Source organism: Tsukamurella sp. TY48, from assembly GCF_019656655.1.
In the GTDB taxonomy this organism is placed as follows: domain Bacteria; phylum Actinomycetota; class Actinomycetes; order Mycobacteriales; family Mycobacteriaceae; genus Tsukamurella; species Tsukamurella strandjordii.
In genome coordinates this window covers 164787-184221 of sequence record NZ_BPMV01000002.1, presented here as the reverse complement: position 1 = coordinate 184221, position 19435 = coordinate 164787, and the positions used below count along the sequence as shown (strand labels likewise).

Here is a 19435-nt window from a genome sequence, read left to right as displayed (position 1 = left end):
GTAGGATTGTGCGCAAGGCTTGATACCGCCCAGGAGGAATGACGATGACTGACCGCCATACCGGCGCCACCGCTCTCACTCGCCGCGGGTTCGCCCGTCTCGGTGCGAGTGCGGCGGCCGCGCTCGTCGCGGCCACGGCCACCGTCGGGATCGCCGCGGCGGCCCCGACCACGCCGCCCACGCCCACGCCCACCGATGGCCCCGCGCCCACGCAGGAGGCGCCCCCGGTCGCCACCAAGACGGGATGGGTCGCGCTCGCGGACGATGCGACGAAGCAGATCACCATCTGGCGCAACGGTGAGGTCGTGAAGACGATGCCCACGTCGATGGGCAGCGATAAGCACCCCACGCCGAACGGCACGTACTACACCATGGAGAAGAAGCGCGACATGTACATGGATTCGTCCACGTACGGCGTGCCGGTCAACTCCCCGGAGGGCTACCGCACGTACGTCGAGTACGCCACCCGCATGTCCTGGAGCGGCATCTTCGTCCACGCCGCGCCGTGGTCGGTGAACCAGCAGGGTGTCTCGAACGTGAGCCACGGCTGCCTGAACGTGAGCACGGAGAACGGGAAGTACATCTACGACAACTTCCCGATCGGCACCCCGATCGTGGTGCGCGGCACCGTGGGCGGTAAGTACACCCCCGGCTCGTAGCAACCCTGTAGACGAAGAACCCGCCCCGGCATGATGCCGGGGCGGGTTCTTCGCGTTGCGGGTGTCGTCAGACGCCGGCGTTCTGCGCCGGGGCGACGGTACCGAAGGTCAGCTCGGGCGCGTCGACCTGCGAGCGGGCGAAGTCGATCGAGTCGAGCACGAAGTTGTGCCGGATCATCCACGGCTGCTCCGTGGCGGCCTTGGGCATCGCGTCGGGGGAGCGCTGCACGTACCCGGAGGTGAGGTCGAGCGCGGGGTGCTCGGTGAGCACCTGCGTGCCGACCGAGGGCTCCACGTGGGTGTAGCCCTTGGTGGTCATGTAGCTCAGGAGGCGGGCGATGCCGCGGGCCGAGATATCGGCGCGGAGCGTCCACGAGTTGTTCGTGTAGCCGATGATGAAGGCGAAGTTCGGGACGCCCTCCAGCATGTACCCCTGGTAGGCGAAGCGGTCGTTCGGCTTGACGGGGGCGCCGTCCACCTGCACGTCGACGCCGCCGAAGGCGAGCAGCTGCAGGCCGGTCGCGGTGATCACGATGTCGGCTTCGAGCTCGCGGCCCGAGTTGAGCAGGATGCCCTTCTCGGTGAACCGGTCGATGGTGTCGGTGACGACCTCGGCCTTGCCGTCCTTGATCGTCTTGAACAGGTCGCCGTTGGGAACCACGCACAGGCGCTGGTCCCAGGGCTCGTACTTGGGCTTGAAGTGGGTGTCCACGTCGTAGCCCTCGGGCAGCATGCTCTGGTTCAGCTTGCGCAGGAACTTGCGCGAGGTCTTGGGGAACGAGCGGGCCAGCACGTACTGGCCCACGTTGATCACGGCGTTGATGTTGCGAGTGAGGCCGTGGGCCACGCGGGGCGGCAGCACCTTGGCGCCGAACAGCGTGAGCGGGTCCGCGTTCGGCACCGGCAGCACGTACGTGGGGGAGCGCTGCAGCATGGTGATGTGCTCGACGTCGTCGGCCATCGACGGGATCAGCGTGATGGCGGTGGCGCCGGAGCCGATCACCACCACCTTCTTGCCCCGGTAGTCGAGATCCTCGGGCCAGTGCTGCGGGTGCACCACCTGGCCCTGGAAGTCGTCGATGCCGGGGAAGGGCGGCTCGTAACCGGCGTCGTAGTTGTAGTAGCCGGTGCAGGCCGCGAGGAAGCGCGCGGTGTACACGACGGGCTCACCGTCACGCTCGGCGGTCACGGTCCACAGGTCGGTCGCGGAGTCGAAGTCGACGGTGCCGACCTTGGTGTTGAACCGGATGTTGCGGTCGATCCCGAACTTGGCGGCGGCCTCCTCGATGTAGGCCTTGATCTCCGGGCCGCTCGCGAGGCGGTTGGTGCCCTTCCAGGGGAGGAAGGGGTAGCTCAGGGAGAAGATGTCCGAGTCCGACCGGATGCCGGGGTACTTGAACAGGTCCCAGGTGCCACCCATCTCGGAGCGCTGCTCCAGGACGGTGTAGCTGAGCTGCGGGACGGTGCTGGATACGCGGTAGGCGGTGTCGATGCCGGCCAGGCCGGCACCCACGATCAGCACGTCCGTGTAGATAGCCTCGGGGTTGGCCACGAAAGACTCCTCGGTCGCTGGCGGTCCCGGCAAGCCACGGGGCTGCTTACTGAGACCGATTCAATAACTGGCGCCAATGGTACATCCGCAGTTCGGCGGGGTCCAGAATCTCCCGCCCCCGTCAGCCGACGACGAGCGTGTCCCCGTCGAGCCGGACGGCGATCGCGGCGAGAGCCTCCGTCGCGGGCCCCTTGATGGCGGCGCCGGTGGCCCCGTCGAAGGTGCTGCCGTGCGCCGGACATTCCAGCGCGAGCCCGTCGGACGCGGCCACGGTGGTGCCCTTGTGCGTGCAGGCGGCGTTGAAGGCCACGTACTTCCCGGCGGAGGGCTGCGCCACGACGTACGGGGTGACACCGGCGATCACCACCGCGCTTCCCACGGGGACTTGGGCCGCGGGGACCTTCGCGCTGCCACCGGGCCCGGACTCACCGGGCCGGGCGGCGGTCGTCTCGCCCGCGGTCCCGGCACCGGATCCGGAGTTGCCGCCGCAGGCGGCGAGGACGGGAACCAGCGCGATACCGGGCAGGGCGGCCAGGACGGCGCGGCGGCTGGGGCAGAGCAGCGGCGATTCGTGGACTGGGACTGGCTGAGTCGTCTGCGTCACGGGTCCCACTCTGCCAGCATTGGACCGTGCTCACCGAGATCGCCGGAATTCCGTCGCATCCCCTGTTCGTGCACGGCGCGGTGGTGCTCACCCCGATCGCCGCGCTGTTCGTCGTCGCCGCGGCTTGGTGGCCGGCGGCGCGCGCCCGGCTGGCGATCGGCACTCCCGTGCTCGCCCTGGTCGCGGCGCTGGCCTGCTTCGTGGCGACGCAGTCCGGCGAGCGCCTCGAACAGCGTCCGGCGATGGCGCGGATGCGCGAGCAGATCGCGGCCCACGAGACCCAGGGCAATGCCACGTTCTACTGGTCGCTCGCGGTCCTGGTGCTCGGGATCGCGGTGTGGGCCGGGTCGAGTCCGACGGTCCGCGGCCGGGTTCCGGGCGCGGCCGTGCTGTCCGGGCGGGCCGGGACCGTCGTGCTCGGCGTGCTCGCGACGGCGGCGGCCGCTGCCGTCATCGTGGGTGTGGTCGCCGCCGGTCATTCCGGGGCGACGATGGTGTGGTCGGGGATCTGACCCGTCAGGCGGGTCCGGTCTGGCTCGCGTGTGCGCGGGTGAGCTCGACGTAGACCGAGGCGTTCGCGCTCACGCCGGCGCGTTCGGCATCGCTCAACTCGCGCCGCACCTTGGCGGGGACCCCGGCCACCATCGAGCCGGGCGGGATCTCCATGCCCTGCGGCACGAGGGCGTTCGCGGCGATCAGGCTGCCCGCGCCGATCACGGCGCCGTTGAGCACCGTGGCGCCCATGCCGACCAGCACGTCGTCGCCCACGGTGCAGCCGTGCAGCACGGCGTTGTGGCCGATCGAGACGCGCTCGCCGACGGTGAGCGGGACGCCCGGATCAGCGTGGAGCACCACACCGTCCTGGACGTTGCTGTGCGCTCCGACGGCGATGGTCGCCATGTCGCCGCGGATCACCGCGCCGTAGAAGACGCCGACACCGTCGCCGAGGTCCACGTCGCCGATCACGGTGGCGTTGTCCGCGACCCAGGCGGTCTCGGCCACGCGGGGCGTCATCTGTCCGAACCGTGCGATCATGCGTCCTCCTGCGACCGGTCTAGGCGATGCCGGTGGTGCCGAGCAGCTTACCGACGGCGTAGGTGATGGCCATGGCCACCAGCCCGCCCACCACGACGCGGGCGGTGGCGCGCTTGGGATCCGATCCGCCGAGCACCGCGGAGGTGTAGCCGGTGAGTCCGAGGCCGATCACCACCGATAGCACGATCCACAGAATCCGGTTGGGTTCGATGAGCGAGGCGAGGATCGGGATGGCCGCTCCGACGCTGAAGGAGATGGCGGAGGAGACGGCGGCGGCGATGGGGCTGGTGAGTGTCTGCTCGTCGATGCCGAGTTCGGCGTCGAGGTGGGCCTGCAGGGGATCGTGGGCGGTGAGTTCGATCGCGACCTGTTTCGCCGTCTCCGGCGTGAGCCCCTTATCGATGTAGAGCGCCTCGAGTTCGGCGAACTCGGCGTCGGGTTCCTCGGTGAGTTCGGTCCGCTCCTTGGCGATCAGCGCCTTCTCACTGTCGCGCTGGGTGCTCACCGAGACGTACTCGCCCAGGGCCATCGACACGGCGCCGGCCACGAGTCCGGCGATGCCGGCGGTGAGGATCGCCGAGGAGTCGCCCGTGGCCGCGGCCACGCCGATCACGATGCCGGCCGTCGAGATGAGTCCGTCGTTCGCGCCGAGGACGCCCGCGCGCAGCCAGTTGAGGCGGCCGCCGACGGCGTCGTGGTGCGGTTCGTAGTGGAAGTCCTCCGGTGCGGTGTCGCGATCCCCGCCGATCCCCTCTGTCATGGTCGTGAGTCTAGGTAGGTTCGGGGCATGACGGCAGCACAGATCGGACTTCCGCGTCGGCTCGTGGTCGGGGGAGGTGCCGCCGCCGAGGTGGGGCGCCTGGTGCGGGATCTCGGTTTCGCGCGCCCGCTGGTGGTGACGGACGCCTTCCTCGTCGCGCAGGGCACCGCGGCGCGGGTGGTGGCGGCGCTCGAAGGCGCGGGCTGCGCCACCGCGGTCTTCGACGGCACGGTGCCCGATCCCACCACGGATTCGCTGGGACCTGGCGTGGAGGCCGTGCGCGCCCACGAAGCGGACAGCGTGATCGGGCTCGGCGGCGGCAGCCCGCTCGACACCGCAAAGGCGCTCGCGGTGCTCGCCGTCGGCGGGGGAACGATGCGGGATTACAAGGCGCCCACGGTGACTGCGGGGCCCGCCCTGCCCGTGATCGCGATCCCGACCACCGCGGGGAGCGGCAGCGAGGCTACCCAGTTCAGCATCATCACCGACAGCGCGAGCGACGAGAAGATGCTGTGCCCGGGGCCGGCCTTCCTTCCGGTCGCGGCGGTGGTGGATTACGAGCTGACACTGTCGATGCCGGCCCGCCTCACGGCCGATACGGGTGTGGACGCCCTGACTCATGCGATCGAGGCCTACGTGAGTCGCAAGGCGAATCCCTTCGCCGACGGCTTCGCCCTCACCGCGATCAGTTCCATCGCGCGGAACATCCGGCCGGTATACGCCGATGGCGGCGATCGCGACGCGCGAGCGGCGATGATGCTGGCGGCCACCCAGGCGGGCGTGGCCTTCTCCAACAGTTCGGTGGCGCTCGTGCACGGGATGAGTCGGCCGATCGGGGCGCATTTCCATGTGGCGCACGGCCTGTCGAATGCGATGCTGCTGCCGGCGGTGATGCGGTTCTCGGTGGAGGCGGCGCCCGCACGGTACGCCGATTGCGCACGCGCCTACGGCCTGTCCGGCGGGTCCGATGCGGCGCTGGCGCAGGCGCTGGTGGTGGCGATCGACGAGCTGTGCTCGGACCTGGAGGTCCCGACGCCGCGCGACTACGGGATCGAGCACTCGCGGTGGGACGAGCTCGCGCCGTTGATGGCGCAGCAGGCGCTGGCGTCGGGCTCCCCGGGCAACAATCCGCGGGTGCCCGACGCCGAGCAGATCGTCGCGCTCTACGACGAGGTGTACGGCTAGGCCGCTGCCACGTCGGGGGCGGCGGCCTCGGACCCGGTCGGTGCGTCCGACGTTGCGACGGCGGTGCTGTCCGGGGCGGGCGCGGAGACGGGAGTGGGCGCCGAGTCCGGGTCGGGGCCCGACGGTTCCGGCACCCCGTCCTCCGGATCGGACGAAGTCGGCGCGTTCGCTGGTCCGGGCGGTTCGGGCGCCGTCTCGTGGGCGCCCGAGGCGGGGGACGGCTGTGCCGTCACCGCAGTGGGTGTCTCGGCCTCGGCGCCGGCTTTCGTCATGAGCTCGGCAACGGAGACGGTGCCGGGCCGGTCAATGCTGTGGCGGCCGGCGGTGTCGGGCTTCGACGGGGAATCGGCTCTCGTGGGCGAGGGGGATTCGGGGAGGAGGAAGGGATTGCGGGCGCCGGGTTCGGCGATCGGGATGAGGGTGTTGAGGAGGCGGTCGAACTCTCTGGGAATCGGTGTTCCGTTCGCACGCAGCAGCCGCATCCACGGGTTCTCACCGGTATCGATCACCACCCAGGTGGCATTGTCCTCGACCCAGGTGCGCTTGGTCGAACCGTCGGCGTACGTGGATTCGATCACGGTGCGGCCGTCGCGGTGCACCTGTTCGACCTTCACCGGCACCTCGCCCTTCGAGCCCGGTGTGTAGGGCTCGCCGCCGTCCACGGGGGAGTACCGGCCGATGTACTCCGACGTGTAGCCGGTGCCGTGCAGCATGAAACCGGGGAAGGCGTAGAACACCGTTGAGATCGGATTGCCCACGCCGCAGGCGATGTCGCCGCGGATGCAGATTCCCACGACGCTCGCGCCCGAGGCACCGTCGTTGCGGATGGGCCCGTTGTGCAGGCCGGGAATCCCGGCGGGGATCACGTTCCACATGCCCGTGCGGATGAAGCTGGGGCCGCCCTGCTCCACGAAAGTGAGCTTGGGCGTCCCTCCTCCCGTAGGCGCGGGATGGTCCTTGCCGTACCGGATCACGGCGAGACCGACGACGTCCGAGCCCTGGGAGATCGTGTAGACGACCACCTCATCGTCGGACGCGGCGGCGTCGGCCACCGCCTTGACGGTCGCGTCCGCGCCCTCGTCGACGGATTGCGCGTACGTGGTCGTGCGATCCGGGCTGAGCGCGAAACCTGGCCAGCCGATGCCGAACTGGGCGGAGTAGGGGACCAAGACCGGCGGGGCTCCGGTGTGGTCGCGCCCGATGCGCTTCCACTGGTCCTGGCCGGTGGGGTCGTTCGCCCCGCCGACCACGACGATCGTCTTGGCGAGGGCCTGGGCGAGGAAACCGGAGGTAGGGGTGGCCAGGAGGAAGGCTCCGACGAGACCGGTGCCGACGGCCGCGAGGGATGCGCTGGAGGTGGGACGCCGGTGGCGGGACGTCATGCGGGTTCTCTTTCGTAAGGAAGGAGCGGGAGTCACTCCCACAACCCGACGATTATGCGCAGGCGAACGACGTAATGTTGCCGGAATCAATCATTCACAAGAACACGTTCTCGCTACTGTGCGGACTCCCCTGGGGGCGGCGGCCGGTGGTCGCCGCCCCAGGGAATCGGATCAGCCGAGCAGCTTCTGCATCCGGTCGATCTCGGCCTGCTGCCCGGACTTGATGTCGGTGGCGATCTGCCGGGTCTCGGCGTTCACGCCGGAGGCGAGCTCGGTGTCGGCCATGGAGATGGCTCCGCGATGATGCTGGATCATCATGGTCAACCACTCGCGGTCGAAATCGGTTCCGCGCAGCGACTTCAGTCGATCCATCTGCGCGTCGGTCATCATGCCGTCCATGGCGTGATCCATCGTCGGCTTGGGGGCCGGTTTTCCCCACGAGGCGAGCAGCCGGGTGAAGGCGTCCATCTCGGGTTGCTGCGCGCCCTTGATCTCGGCGGCCAGCGCGACGACATCGGCGCTGGCGTCCTTGCCGTCGACGAGGTTCGCCATGTCGACGGCCTGGGCGTGGTGCGGGTACATCATGGTCGCGAAGTTCACGTCGGTGTCGTTGTACGCGGCGTTGACGGCGCTCGACGGGGCCGACGACGAGGCGGAGTGCGCACCGTGTCCGGCGGTGGTCGATGCGTCGGCGGCGTTCTGGTCGGCCGAGGAGCACGCCGATAGGACGGTGGCGGCGAGGGCGACGGCGGTGAGCGCCGTGGCCGTGCGGGTGCGGGACATGGTCATGGGTGATTCCTCACTGGAGATGGTTGCTGTGTGCGGGTACGTCGGAGCGCGCCGCGGCGGGGCCGCGCGCGGGCGTCGATCAGATTCGCAACAGGCAGAGGTCAGCGAGGGAGAGCACGGTCCAGGGCGGGGGACCGCGGGCGAAGGCGGCGAGCACGCGGGGTTCGATCCCCGCGGTGCGACCGATGACCGGGAGCGTCGCGACGAGCGAGGGCGTGCCGAGAGCGTGCTGTTTGGCTACCGTCCCGGCGCAGTCGTGCGCCTTGTGCTCGTGCACCGCATCGAAGGTCGGCTTCTCGAACTGGGGGCCGTGGTTGGCCGAGGCGGTCGCCGCGAGCGGCGCACCGTCGTGCTGGGGCGTCGTCGGCATCGCGTGCCCGACCGGACCGATCCCGGTGTGCATGAAGGTGACAGCGAGTCCGAGAACGGCGGCGAAGACCATCGCCACCGCCCGAGTTCGCATCATCCGCACACGGATCAGGGTACCCCATGGGGGTACTAGGTCACCGGCGGCGGAGCCGGACCTCGTTGAGCAGATGTTGCGCGGCGGCCCGGGCACCGTCGACATCGCCGGCGATCACCGCCTCCACGAGGGTCACGTGGTCCGCTTCGTACGAGGTGGCCGCTCCCACGGGGAACTCCTCCAGCTGCTCCTGCAGCACAGGAACGAGGGAATCGTAGAACTCCAGGTACATGGCGTTGTGACTGGCGGCGACGATGCCGCGATGCATCGCGAGATCGGTGCGCACGGCCTCTTCCTGATTCCCCTCGGCCACCCGCTCGGGCGACCACAGGGCGTTGCGGTGGGCGAGGAGGCGGCGCAGTTCGGCGATGTCCTCCTCGTCGCGGCGCTGGGCGGCGAGCCCCGCCGCCGTCACATCGAGCGCCTCGCGCAGTTCCAACAGGTCGGTGTCGCGGGCGGCCGCGAAGTAGTCGCCGAGGGCGGAGCTGGCGCACGCCGACAGGACGTAGGTCCCGGATCCCTGGCGCCGCTCCAGCATTCCGGCGTGCACGAGGGCCTGCACCGCCTCGCGCACGGTGTTGCGCGCGGTGCCGGTGAGCTCGCGCAGCTCGGTCTCCGTGGGAATCCGGCTGCCCACGGGCCAGCGCCCGCTGGCGATCTCAGCACGGAGCTGCTCGGTGACCTGCGCGATCAAGGTCTGTCGTCGTACGGGTTGCATCACATTCATCCTATCCGCGCGATAACGCCTTGCCACTATACGTCCATTCATCCTATGATTTCGTGGACCGTAAGGAGGCCGAATGACCAGCACTGCGACCGACCCGGAGACCCGGGAGGCCAACCCCGTCGTGCGCTCGATGATGCAGGGCCGGGCTCTGGTACTCGTCGCCATCCTGCTCTTCGCGCTGACGCTGCGCGCCGCGGTCACCTCGCTGACGCCGCTGCTCACCGAGATCAGCCACGAGATCGGTTTCGGTGCCACCGTCATCGGCGTCTTCGGCATGCTGCCCACCGCGATGTTCGCGGCCGCAGGCATCGTGACCCCCGTGATGACGACCCGGTTCGGGCTCGAACGCACCACCCTCATCGCCGTGGGCGCCACCGCCCTGGGCGTGGCCGTGCGTTCGGTGATGAGCGGCACCGGGGGACTGCTCGCCTTCTCCTGCCTGGCCCTCCTGGGAATGGGCATCGGCAACGTGGTGATTCCGCCGCTAGTGAAGCGGTACTTCTCGGAGCGGGTCGCCTTCCTGAGCACCGCCTATCTCACCTGTGTCCAGTTGGGCACCATGATCCCCGCGCTGACGGCCGTGCCGGTCGCCGACGCGATGGGCTGGCGCTTCTCGCTCGGTATGTGGGCGATCATCCCCGTCGCGGCCTTCCTGCCCTGGCTCGGCATCGTCATCGCCCGGCGCGGCCACGACATCAACGATGTGACCGCCGAGGAGACCGCGGAGCCCAAGGGCCAGATCTGGGGGTCTGCTGAAGGTCTAGTTGTCACCTGATCTGTAGCGGTCTGCGGACTGTTGCTGGAAGGATGATCGACCATGCCGAAGGCGTATCCAGAGGAGTTCCGTGCTGATGTGGTCCGCGTGGCCAGGTCGGGGCAGGTCTCGCTCAAACAGGTAGCGGAGGATTTCGGGATCGCGGAGTCGTGTTTGCGGCGGTGGCTGCGGCAAGACGATGTCGATGACGGTGTTCGTCCCGGTGTGAGCCGGGACGAGGCGAAGGAGCTGCGGGAAGCGCGGCGGCGGATCCGGCTGTTGGAGCAGGAGAATGAAGTCCTTCGGCGGGCGGCGGCGTATTTGTCGCAGGCGAATCTGAAGCTCGGTTCGTCCCCAAAATGATGTTCCCGCTGGTCCGCGAGCTGGCCGCTGACGGGATTGCCGTCGCGGTGACCTGCCGGGTTCTGAAGTTCTCCCGCCAAGCCTTCTATGCCTGGAGCGCTGTTCCAGTCTGTGACCGTGATGTCGATGATGCGGTGGTGACTAATGCTGCGGTCGATGTCCATCGTGATGATCCGGAGTTCGGGTATCGGTTCATCGCCGACGAACTCGTCGCTGCCGGTCACAGTGTGTCGGAGCGGCGAGTGTGGCGGCTGTGCTCACAAGCTGGTCTGTTCTCCGCGCACAGCCGCCGGCGCGGCAGCGGCAAACGTCCCGGACCGCCGGTCCATGACGACCTGGTAGAACGCGAGTTCTCCGCTGAGGCCCCGAACCGTTTGTGGCTCACTGATATCACAGAGCACCACACCCGCGAGGGCAAGTTGTATCTGTGCGCGGTCAAAGACGTCTATGCGAATCGGATCGTCGGATACTCGATCGACGAACGGATGAAGACCCGCATCGCGGTCAACGCCATCAACAGCGCCGTGACCCGGCGCGGTGGCCCTGCCGCGGTTGCCGGATGCGTAGTGCACTCGGATCGAGGTAGCCAGTTCCGATCACGCCGGTTCACCGAGCAGCTCAACAGGTTTCAGCTCAGCGGTTCGATGGGCAGGGTCGGCTCCGCCGGGGACAACGCAGCGATGGAATCGTTCTTCTCGCTGCTGCAGAAGAACGTCCTCGACCGCCAGCAGTGGACCACCCGCCAGGAACTGCGGACGGCAATCGTCGTCTGGATCGAACGGACCTACCACCGCCGCCGGCGACAACGCACACTCGGCAAGCTCACACCCATCGAATTTGAGATGATCTACACAGCCGCCAACGCGGCCTAACAATCACTGAGCTGAAGTGACAACGAAACCTTCAGCAGACCCTGGCGCTCGCCGCTGGCCTGGGGCGCGGCCGCGATGTTCGGCATGACCTCGCTGTGCACCTACTCGATGTTCACCTGGATCCCGACGATCCTGTCGGACTCCGGCGGCAGCGCGGCGCTCGGCGGCAACATGGTGGCGCTGTTCTCCGGTGTCGGATTCCTGTCCACTCTGGTGATCCCCGGTATCTGCACCCGGATGCGCAATCCGTTCCCGCTGGTCCTGGTGTTCCTGGCGTTCTTCGTGATCGGCTTCCTGGGCCTGCTGCTGGCGCCCATGAATCACACCTGGCTGTGGGTGATCGCAACGGGTCTCGGACCGACCACCTTCCCGATGGCCTTGACCCTGGTGAACCTGCGTACGCGCACGGGCGCCGGATCGGCCGCCCTGTCCGGCTTCATGCAGGGCGTGGGTTACCTGGCGGCGTGCGCCGGGCCGCTCGGCTTCGGACTGCTGCACGAGGCGACCGGCGGCTGGACCGCGCCCTTCGTGATGCTCTTCGTGTGCCTGATCGTGCTGGGTGTCGGCGCCTACCAGGCGTGCAAGCCGCGCATGCTCGAGGACACCTGGAACTGATCGGCGATCAGAACTTGCTGCTCCAGTAGTCCCAGAACTGGGTCGCGATCAGTGTGATCACCACGATGTACCAGACCAGGACGAGCGCGGCCAACCCCTGCTTCACCGTCAGGGTGGCCCGCTCGCCCAGCGCACCGGCGGTCGCCACCGCGGCCACGATGGGCTGAATCGTCCAGACCAGCGTGCACCACAGGCAGAGCGCCTTGATGTCGAACAGGCTGGCGTGGATCAGGTAGGTGAGCAGGATCAGGCCGGCGGCGGATCCGATCGCGAGGCCGGTCCAGTACCACTGGGGGAGTGCGACTCCGCCGGCCGCGAGGATGCCGGTCACGATCACCACGGTGAACGCGACCAGGCCCAGGAGCGGGTTGGGGAACCCGAAGACCGATCCCTGCGAGGATTCCATGATCGATCCGCAGGAGAGCACGCCGTCGATGCTGCACCCCGGCCGGAAGCTCGGATCCTGTAGCAGCTTGATCCGGTCGATGGTGAGCATCGCGGACGCCAGGAGTCCCAGCGCACCCGTGATGATGAGCACGATCCCGGACGGTCGTCGGTTGTCTACAGTGGCCACGTCACGATCCTAGGCGAGGCTCCTGTGTGGTCGCTGTCAGCGCACCGTCAGCCCTGCACGTACCCCGCGAGGTGCTCACCGGTGAGGGTCGCCCGGCTCGCCACCAGGTCGGCGGGGGTGCCCTCGAAGACGATGCGGCCGCCGTCGTGTCCGGCGCCGGGGCCGATGTCGATGATCCAGTCGCCGTGCGCCATCACCGCCTGGTGGTGCTCGATGACGATCACCGACTTGCCGGAGTCGACCAGCCGGTCGAGGAGACCGAGGAGCTGCTCGACGTCGGCCAGGTGCAGGCCGGTGGTGGGCTCGTCGAGGACGAGGACTCCGCCCTTGTCACCCATGTGGGTGGCCAGTTTGAGTCGCTGGCGCTCGCCACCGGACAGCGTGGTGAGCGGCTGGCCGAGGCTGACGTAGCCGAGCCCGACGTCGTTGAGGTGGGTCAGGATCTTCTGCGCCGCCGGGATCTTCGCTTCGCCGTCGGCGAAGAACTCGAGCGCGTCGGCCACGGGCATCGCGAGCACCTCGCTGATGTCCTTGCCCCCGAAGTGGTATTCGAGGACGGCCGCCTGGAACCGTTTGCCCTCGCACTCCTCGCAGGTGGTCGAGACACCGGCCATGATCCCGAGGTCGGTGTAGATCACGCCCGCGCCGTTGCAGGCGGGGCAGGCGCCCTCGGAGTTCGCGCTGAAGAGTGCGGGTTTCACGCCGTTCGCCTTGGCGAAGGCCTTCCGGATGGGCTCCAGCAGACCGGTGTAGGTGGCCGGGTTGCTGCGGCGGCTGCCCTTGATGGGCGTCTGGTCCACGGTTACCACGCCCTCACGGGGGCTGATCGATCCGTGGATCAGCGAGCTCTTGCCCGAGCCGGCCACACCGGTCACCACCGTGAGCACGCCGAGCGGGACGTCCACGTCGACGTCCTGGAGGTTGTGTTCGTCGGCGCCGCGCACCTCGAGGAAGCCCGACGGTGCGCGCACCTCGCCCTTGAGCCGGGCACGGTCGTCGAGGTGCCGCCCGGTCAGGGTGTCCGCCTTCCGCAGCGCATCGACGGTGCCCTCGAAGACGATCTCGCCACCGGCGGAGCCTGCGCGGGGGCCGAGGTCGACGACGTGGTCGGCGACCGCGATGGCCTCGGGCTTGTGCTCGACCACGAGCACGGTGTTGCCCTTATCGCGGAGGCGGATCAGCAGATCATTCATCCGCGCGATGTCGTGCGGATGCAGGCCGATGGTCGGCTCGTCGAAGACGTAGGTGATGTCGGTGAGCGAGCTGTTGAGGTGCCGGATCATCTTGGTGCGCTGCGCCTCACCGCCGGACAGGGTGCCGGCGGGCCGATCCAGCGAGAGGTAGCCGAGGCCGATCTCGACGAACGAGTCCAGGGTCTGCTGCAGGTTCTCCAACAGGGGAGCCACCGACGGGTCCTGCACGGCGCGCACCCAGTCGGCGAGCTCGTTGATCTGCATGGCGCAGCAGTCGGCGATGGAGGCTCCGTTGATCTTCGACGAACGGGCCAGTTCGGAGAGCCGGGTGCCGTCGCAGTCGGGGCAGACGGCGAAGGTCACGGCGCGTTCGACGAAGGCACGGACGTGGGGCTGCATCGCCTCGACGTCCTTGGACAGGAAGGACTTCTGAATCTTGGGGATGATCCCCTCGTAGGTGAGGTTGATGCCCTCGACCTTGATCTTCGTCGGTTCCTTGTAGAGCAGGTCGTTGAGCTCGCGCTTGGTGTACTTCGCGATGGGTTTGGCGGTGTCGAAGAAGCCGCTGCCCCGGTAGATGCGCCCCTGCCAGCCGTCCATGCTGTAGCCGGGGATGGTGAACGGGCCGTCGTCGAGCGATTTGTCGGCGTCGTAGAGGGCGGTGAGGTCGATGTCGGTGACGTTGCCCCGGCCTTCGCATCGCGGGCACATGCCGCCCGTGATGCTGAAGCTGACCTTCTCCTTGATCTCGCGGCCGCCCTTGTCGTGCTTGACCGCACCGGCTCCGCTGACGGAGGCGACGTTGAACGAGTAGGCCTGCGGCGAGCCGATGTGCGGGGTACCCAACCGGCTGAACAGGATCCGCAGCATCGCGTTGGCATCGGTGGCGGTGCCGACGGTGGATCGGGGGTCGGAGCCCATGCGCTCCTGGCCGACGATGATCGCCGTGGTGAGCCCGTCGAGCACGTCGACGTCGGGCCGGGCGAGAGTGGGCATGAATCCCTGGACGAAGGCGCTGTAGGTCTCGTTGATGAGCCGCTGCGATTCCGCCGCGATCGTGCCGAAGACCAATGAGCTCTTGCCCGACCCTGAGACGCCGGTGAACACGGTGAGCCGCCGCTTGGGCAGCTCGATGCTCACGTCTTTGAGGTTGTTCTCGCGAGCGCCGTGGACGCGGATCTTCTCGTGGGAGTCGGCGACGTGCGGGGCGGGCTTGGCCATGGGCGCTCCTGTGTGAACGTGCGGGCAACCGCTCCAGGCTACCGCCCCGCGCCGACGATCACGTGTTGTACTGGGAGAACTTGGCGTCGCCCCATTTGTACCGACCGCCCGTCGAATCCAGCGTGGAGCGACCGAACGATTCGAGATCGTCGAACCCGCTCCAGTTGTCGGCGCCGCAGGTGAGCCCGAACTCGTAGACATCGGTTCCCAGGAGATGCTTGGCGCCCACGGCGTAGCCCTCGACATTGGTGACCAGCATGGGCATCCGGTGCATGTCGACCATGAGATCGTTGTCCACGGGGTTGAACGAGATCAGTTTCTCGCCGGAGGCCGATAGGCGCCACTTCATCGCCGCGGTCGCCTTGTCCTTCTCGGGGATGTCCAGCACTTCGGCGAGCCGCTGCGAGCAGTCGTTGCTGTAGGTGGCGATCATCGCCGCGACCTGACGGACCTTTCCTTCGCGCTCGATTCGTTGTGCGCGGGCTTCTTCGTCGTGACTCTTGACGAGTTCTTGGGCACGACGCAGGATCGACAGCTCTTCATTGGCCATGATTTTCACAATAACATCAGACGGCCATCGAGGATTGGTGTTGACCGTTCCGAATCAGTAGCCGCGCCAACCATTTCCAACCAAAAGTGACACTTCCACGAAATGCAAGTCCGTTCAAGCAAAGCTGCTCAACAACAATTCCAACAGCCATTTGTGATCGCAAAGTATCGCGCGCTTGGGCGACGTCGAGCCGGACAAGTTCATTCGACACACACCTGCCCGCGTGACCGTCACCGCACCCTCAGTGCGCGCCGCTGCCGAGCAAGGGCACCCCCGGCCCCAGCGCGCACCATGGGGTGTACGACACCCCGCAGGCGATTGCGATTGCATATCTGCAATTCCATCCTCGTCGCAATATGCAATCCCAAATACCGGTTGATATCCGAGAAGAGCCCGCGCACAACGATGTCCGGCGCTGTAGGCTCGGCGCTACGCGAAGCAAAGGACCGGTCGCGGCGATTTTCTGCGAATCCCAGCGCCCACGTCTTTTCGCACTGCTTCGCCGCAACTCACACTTTATTGTGAAAGCGGGGGAATGTCGGTGAGCAGTACCAGCGCCGCACTCGCGGCACGGCTCCTGTCCAACCTGAGCGATCCGCTGCAGTCGGCCGCGGTCTCGGTACGCCCACACCTGGACGAGGTGCTCCGTTCGTGTGGTGCGTCCGTCGCCGACACCGGTGGCAGCCTCAGCATTTCGGGCGCCGATCCGATCATCCCGAGCAGGCTGCCCTTCGGCACCATGTCCGCGGTGGGGCTCGCAGCCAAGGCCGTGATGATGGCCAAGGCCTGGCGGGTCCGTACCGGGATCGGACAGGACATCCACGTCGACGTCCCGCTGGCGCTGCGCCGGTTCTCGCCGTTCGCCGAGGGCAAGTGGGAGCTCGTGAACGGCTTCCCGGGCAAAGCGGATCCCTACAATCCCTTCGGCTCGCCCAATCCGCTGTTCCACCGGACCAAGGATGAGCAGTGGATGATGCTGCTCAACATCTATCCCGCGATCCGAGAACGCGCCGTCCGCCTGCTCGGCGCCGGGGGATCGGGGGAGGCCATCGCCGAAGCCGTCGCGCAGTGGAACGGTGCAGATCTGGAGGAGGCCGCGGCCGCAGCCGGCGTCGTCGGCGCATTGGCGCGCCCCGTGGCGGAGGTCGTCGAACTCCCCGCATTCACCGACTCGGTCGGGGGAATGCCGCTGATCAGCATCGAGAAGGTGGCCGACGGCGATCCGGTGCCGTTCGCCCCGAACGCACGCTCACCGCTCGACGGCGTGCGTGCGCTGGGTACGGCGCATGTGATCGCCGGGCCCTCCATCGGCAGGGGACTGGCACTGCACGGTGCCGATGTACTGAACGTGTGGCGCCCCAGCGATGTCGAGCAGGAGCTGTTCCACTACACGTCCCACGTGGGCACCCGGTCCACCACGCTCGAGATCGCCGATGCCGAACAGCGCGCGACCTTCCTCGACCTCGCATCCACGGCGGACGTCTTCTATTCGAATCGCCGTCCCGGTTGGCGCGAGCGGTTCGGGATCTCCGCGGACGAGCTGCGCGCGGTGAACCCCGGCCTGATCGATGTACAGGTCCTCTACGCCGGTGAATCGGGCCCCTGGTCCGACCGTGTCGGCTTCGACATCAGCGCGGGTGCCGCGTGGGGCCTCAACAACATCGAGGGCACCGATTCCCGGCCCGAGCATCCACCGATCTACGTGATCTGCGACTACGTGGTCGGTTGGCTCGCTACCGCGGGCGCTGTGGCCGCCCTGCTCCGGCGGGCCACCGAGGGCGGCTCGTACCGAGTGCGCGTCTCGCTGTCGCGGTGCGCACTGTGGCTCCCCGAGATGGGCGTCTTCGACCGCGACTTCGCCCGCAGTGTCGCAGGGTCGGGCCCCGGCCACATCTACCCGGACCCCGAGCAGTTCACCGTCGAGACGCCGCTCGGCACCTACACCGGGGTCTCCGAGACCGTGCGGATGTCCGCGACTCCCGGGGCGTACGCCTATCCGTTGACGCCACTCGGTTCGTGGAAACCGAGCTGGCTCTAGTTCCGACCCAAGGAGATCCGCGTGACCGAGTCGAAGCTCTACGTTCTTCAGATCCGCCCGCGGGCCGAGATCATCGAACTCGCCCCGGACGGTTCCGGCGTCCGGACGGTCGCGGACGTGACCGGCTACTTCCCGGACGGCATCGTGATCGACGAATCGACCTCGTCGATCCTGTGGACGCACATGGGAACCCCGACGGACGTCCCCAAGGGGGAGTTCTTCGACATGGACGGCGCCATCTTGCGCACCACGCCCGACGGTGCGACCACGCCGCTGATCGGGTGGGGCCAGATCGTGACCCCGAAGCAGCTCACCGCGGACTTCACGCGCGGCCACCTGTACTGGGGCGACCGTGAGGGGATGCGCCTGATGCGGTCGAACCTCGACGGCTCGAACGTCACCGTGCTGGCGCGCACCGGGATCTTCCCGAAGGACTCCGCCGATGCCGCGCTGCACTGTGTGGGCGTGGCCGTCGATCACCGCAACGAGCGGGTCTTCTGGACGCAGAAGGGCGCGCCGGACAGCGGCACCGGCAGGATCTTCGCCGCCGGCATCGATCTGCCGGCCGGCGAAACGCCGGACGACCGCTCCGACATCGTGGTCATCGAGCAGGATCTGCCCGAGCCGATCGATCTCGAGTACGACGACGCGGAGAACGCGCTCTACTGGACCGATCGCGGCGATCTGCCAGAGGGCAACACGCTCAACCGGATTCGGTTCACGGGCACGGTTCCGGGCCCCAAGGAGGTGCTCGCGTCCGGGTTGCAGGAGGGCATCGGTCTGGCCCTCGACCGCGCGGGACGGCGGGCCTTCGTCAGCGATCTGGCGGGGAACATCCTCGCGGTCGAGCTGGACGGCGATCACGCCGCCCGGGTGATCGCGAAGCTCGGCATGCTCACGGGGATCGCCTACGCGGCGAGCCTGCGCTGATCGGTTTCACGACATCGGAACGACTAAGGGAGTGGGAACATGGCATCGGAGATCAAGACCGTCGGCATCGTCGGCACCGGAACGATCGGTGCGAGCTGGGCGGCGTTCTATCTGTCCCGGGGGCTTCACGTGGCCGCCACCGACCCGGCCGACGGTGCGGAGGGTCGCCTGCGCGAGTACGTGGACACCGCACTCGCGGAGCTCCGGGAGCAGGGCCTCCTGCAGCCCGGTGCCGAGGCCGCGCAGCTGACCTTCGACGCCGATCTCGGCAAGGCCCTGGCGGGCGTCGACTTCGTCCAGGAGAACGGTCCAGAACGCATCGATGTGAAACACGCTCTGCTGCAGCAGATCGAGTCGGCGATCGGTGCCGATGTGATCATCGCGAGCAGCTCGTCCGGGCTCAAAGTCACCGATATGCAGTCCGCGTTGACGGCCCCTGCGCGGATGATCCTCGGGCACCCGTTCAATCCGCCGCACGTGGTGCCGCTCGTCGAGGTGGCCGGCGGCGAACAGACCAGCCCCGATGTGGTCGATCGCACCCTCGCGTTCTACACCGCGCAGGGCAAGGTGCCGGTGCACCTCCGTAAGGAGATGAAGGGCCACATCGCCAACCGCATCCAGGCTGCCGTCGTTCGTGAGGTCTTCTATCTGGTCCAGGAGGGCGTCGCCTCGGTCGAGGACATCGACAAGGCGCTGTCGCAGGGGCCGGGACTGCGCTGGGCGGTACTCGGACAGTTCGTCAATTCGAGCCTCGGCGGCGGTCCGGGCGGCTTCAAGGCGATGATGTCGAAGTTCGCACCGGCGCTCGAAGCGTGGTGGGCGGACCTCGGCACGATCACGTCCGCGTCGGATGAGTTGATCACCGACATCAGTGATCAGTTGGACGCGATCTTCGCGAAGCATTCCAGCGACAAGATCGCCGCCGCACGCGACGAGGTCGTGTTCACCACCATCAAGGCGAAGCTGAACGAACCCGATCTGCCGTACTGATCAACCCCCGCCCTCGACCAATACGTCACTGTGACGTATTGGTCGAGTATGGCTGGACATCGGGGAGAGCGGCACGAAGTCCCAAACATGCCACCCCGGAGGATGATTCGCATGTTCGTCGCCCACCGGACGGAGGCGGCGGACGATGACCCGCACATAGCTGCCGTTCGCACGACCTT

At 67.8% G+C, this 19435-nt stretch carries 18 protein-coding genes and 2 pseudogenes; 9 read left to right on the top strand and 11 right to left on the bottom strand.

Translation table 11 applies throughout. The annotated features are described in order from the left end of the window. The first annotated feature begins 44 nt into the window (after positions 1–44). A complete protein-coding gene (locus TTY48_RS16670) occupies positions 45–659 on the top strand; it encodes a L,D-transpeptidase (protein WP_220658776.1) in 615 nt (204 codons plus the stop codon). Positions 660–726: 67 nt separating this feature from the next. On the opposite strand, the gene TTY48_RS16665 is transcribed toward TTY48_RS16670, so the two are convergent. Then, a complete protein-coding gene (locus TTY48_RS16665) occupies positions 727–2211 on the bottom strand; it encodes an NAD(P)/FAD-dependent oxidoreductase (RefSeq protein ID WP_220658775.1) in 1485 nt (494 codons plus the stop codon). Between the two features lie 121 nt (positions 2212–2332). Then, positions 2333–2815 (bottom strand): ubiquinol-cytochrome c reductase iron-sulfur subunit, encoded by a 483-nt coding sequence (locus tag TTY48_RS16660; protein WP_220658774.1) that lies wholly within the window; start codon positions 2813–2815, stop codon positions 2333–2335. A 26-nt stretch (positions 2816–2841) separates the two neighbouring features. On the opposite strand from TTY48_RS16660, the gene TTY48_RS16655 reads away from it, so the two are divergent. Next, on the top strand, positions 2842–3327 hold the full coding sequence (locus tag TTY48_RS16655) for a DUF2231 domain-containing protein (protein WP_220658773.1): 486 nt from the start codon (positions 2842–2844) through the stop codon (positions 3325–3327). 4 nt (positions 3328–3331) lie between these two features. On the opposite strand, the gene TTY48_RS16650 is transcribed toward TTY48_RS16655, so the two are convergent. Beyond that, positions 3332–3850 carry a gamma carbonic anhydrase family protein gene (locus TTY48_RS16650; protein ID WP_220658772.1) on the bottom strand — a complete coding sequence of 173 codons (519 nt, stop codon included), beginning with the start codon at positions 3848–3850 and terminating at the stop codon, positions 3332–3334. 19 nt (positions 3851–3869) lie between these two features. Then, positions 3870–4610 carry a VIT family protein gene (locus TTY48_RS16645; RefSeq protein WP_220658771.1) on the bottom strand — a complete coding sequence of 247 codons (741 nt, stop codon included), beginning with the start codon at positions 4608–4610 and terminating at the stop codon, positions 3870–3872. A 27-nt stretch (positions 4611–4637) separates the two neighbouring features. On the opposite strand from TTY48_RS16645, the gene TTY48_RS16640 reads away from it, so the two are divergent. After that, the gene (locus TTY48_RS16640) at positions 4638–5795 is read left to right on the top strand and encodes an iron-containing alcohol dehydrogenase (RefSeq protein WP_220658770.1); all 1158 of its coding nucleotides are present in this window, start codon (positions 4638–4640) and stop codon (positions 5793–5795) included. On the opposite strand, the gene TTY48_RS16635 is transcribed toward TTY48_RS16640, so the two are convergent. The 4 genes from TTY48_RS16635 to TTY48_RS16620 form a co-directional block, all read right to left on the bottom strand. Continuing rightward, complete coding sequence (locus TTY48_RS16635) at positions 5792–7177, bottom strand: PE-PPE domain-containing protein (protein ID WP_220658769.1); 1386 nt, start codon at positions 7175–7177, stop codon at positions 5792–5794. The two genes, TTY48_RS16640 and TTY48_RS16635, sit on opposite strands and share 4 nt — an antisense overlap. 171 nt (positions 7178–7348) lie before the next feature. Further along, positions 7349–7966 carry a DUF305 domain-containing protein gene (locus tag TTY48_RS16630; RefSeq protein WP_220658768.1) on the bottom strand — a complete coding sequence of 206 codons (618 nt, stop codon included), beginning with the start codon at positions 7964–7966 and terminating at the stop codon, positions 7349–7351. A gap of 79 nt (positions 7967–8045) precedes the next feature. Beyond that, on the bottom strand, positions 8046–8438 hold the full coding sequence (locus TTY48_RS16625; protein ID WP_220658767.1) for a hypothetical protein: 393 nt from the start codon (positions 8436–8438) through the stop codon (positions 8046–8048). Positions 8439–8469: 31 nt separating this feature from the next. Continuing rightward, positions 8470–9147, bottom strand: coding sequence for a FadR/GntR family transcriptional regulator (locus TTY48_RS16620; RefSeq protein ID WP_220658766.1), 678 nt, complete (start codon positions 9145–9147; stop codon positions 8470–8472). 82 nt (positions 9148–9229) lie between these two features. On the opposite strand from TTY48_RS16620, the pseudogene TTY48_RS16615 reads away from it, so the two are divergent. From TTY48_RS16615 to TTY48_RS16605, 3 genes and pseudogenes are all read left to right on the top strand, one after another. Then, positions 9230–9907 (top strand): annotated as a pseudogene (locus TTY48_RS16615) (CynX/NimT family MFS transporter); the annotation flags it as partial. A 66-nt stretch (positions 9908–9973) separates the two neighbouring features. After that, a protein-coding gene (locus TTY48_RS16610) for an IS3 family transposase (protein ID WP_374758672.1) occupies positions 9974–11145 on the top strand; the annotation gives its coding sequence in 2 pieces (ribosomal slippage) (positions 9974–10234 and positions 10237–11145; 1170 coding nt in all). A 39-nt stretch (positions 11146–11184) separates the two neighbouring features. Continuing rightward, a pseudogene (locus TTY48_RS16605) lies at positions 11185–11760 on the top strand (MFS transporter); the annotation flags it as partial. A 7-nt stretch (positions 11761–11767) separates the two neighbouring features. On the opposite strand, the gene TTY48_RS16600 reads toward TTY48_RS16605, so the two are convergent. The 3 genes from TTY48_RS16600 to TTY48_RS16590 are packed head-to-tail and all read right to left on the bottom strand — an operon-like array spanning position 11768 to position 15298. After that, positions 11768–12334, bottom strand: a complete 567-nt coding sequence (locus TTY48_RS16600; RefSeq protein WP_220658765.1) for a vitamin K epoxide reductase family protein — start codon at positions 12332–12334, stop codon at positions 11768–11770. A 47-nt stretch (positions 12335–12381) separates the two neighbouring features. Then, on the bottom strand, positions 12382–14748 hold the full coding sequence (locus TTY48_RS16595; protein WP_220658764.1) for an excinuclease ABC subunit UvrA: 2367 nt from the start codon (positions 14746–14748) through the stop codon (positions 12382–12384). Positions 14749–14806: 58 nt separating this feature from the next. Next, a complete protein-coding gene (locus tag TTY48_RS16590) occupies positions 14807–15298 on the bottom strand; it encodes a hypothetical protein (RefSeq protein ID WP_220658763.1) in 492 nt (163 codons plus the stop codon). A 541-nt stretch (positions 15299–15839) separates the two neighbouring features. Here TTY48_RS16590 and TTY48_RS16585 point away from each other — a divergent pair. The 3 genes from TTY48_RS16585 to TTY48_RS16575 are packed head-to-tail and all read left to right on the top strand — an operon-like array spanning position 15840 to position 19256. Beyond that, positions 15840–17336 (top strand): CoA transferase, encoded by a 1497-nt coding sequence (locus tag TTY48_RS16585; protein WP_220658762.1) that lies wholly within the window; start codon positions 15840–15842, stop codon positions 17334–17336. 21 nt (positions 17337–17357) lie between these two features. Beyond that, positions 17358–18266 carry a 3-hydroxyacyl-CoA dehydrogenase gene (locus tag TTY48_RS16580; protein ID WP_220658761.1) on the top strand — a complete coding sequence of 303 codons (909 nt, stop codon included), beginning with the start codon at positions 17358–17360 and terminating at the stop codon, positions 18264–18266. A gap of 39 nt (positions 18267–18305) precedes the next feature. Next, a complete protein-coding gene (locus TTY48_RS16575; RefSeq protein WP_220658760.1) occupies positions 18306–19256 on the top strand; it encodes a 3-hydroxyacyl-CoA dehydrogenase NAD-binding domain-containing protein in 951 nt (316 codons plus the stop codon). Positions 19257–19435: the final 179 nt, after the last annotated feature.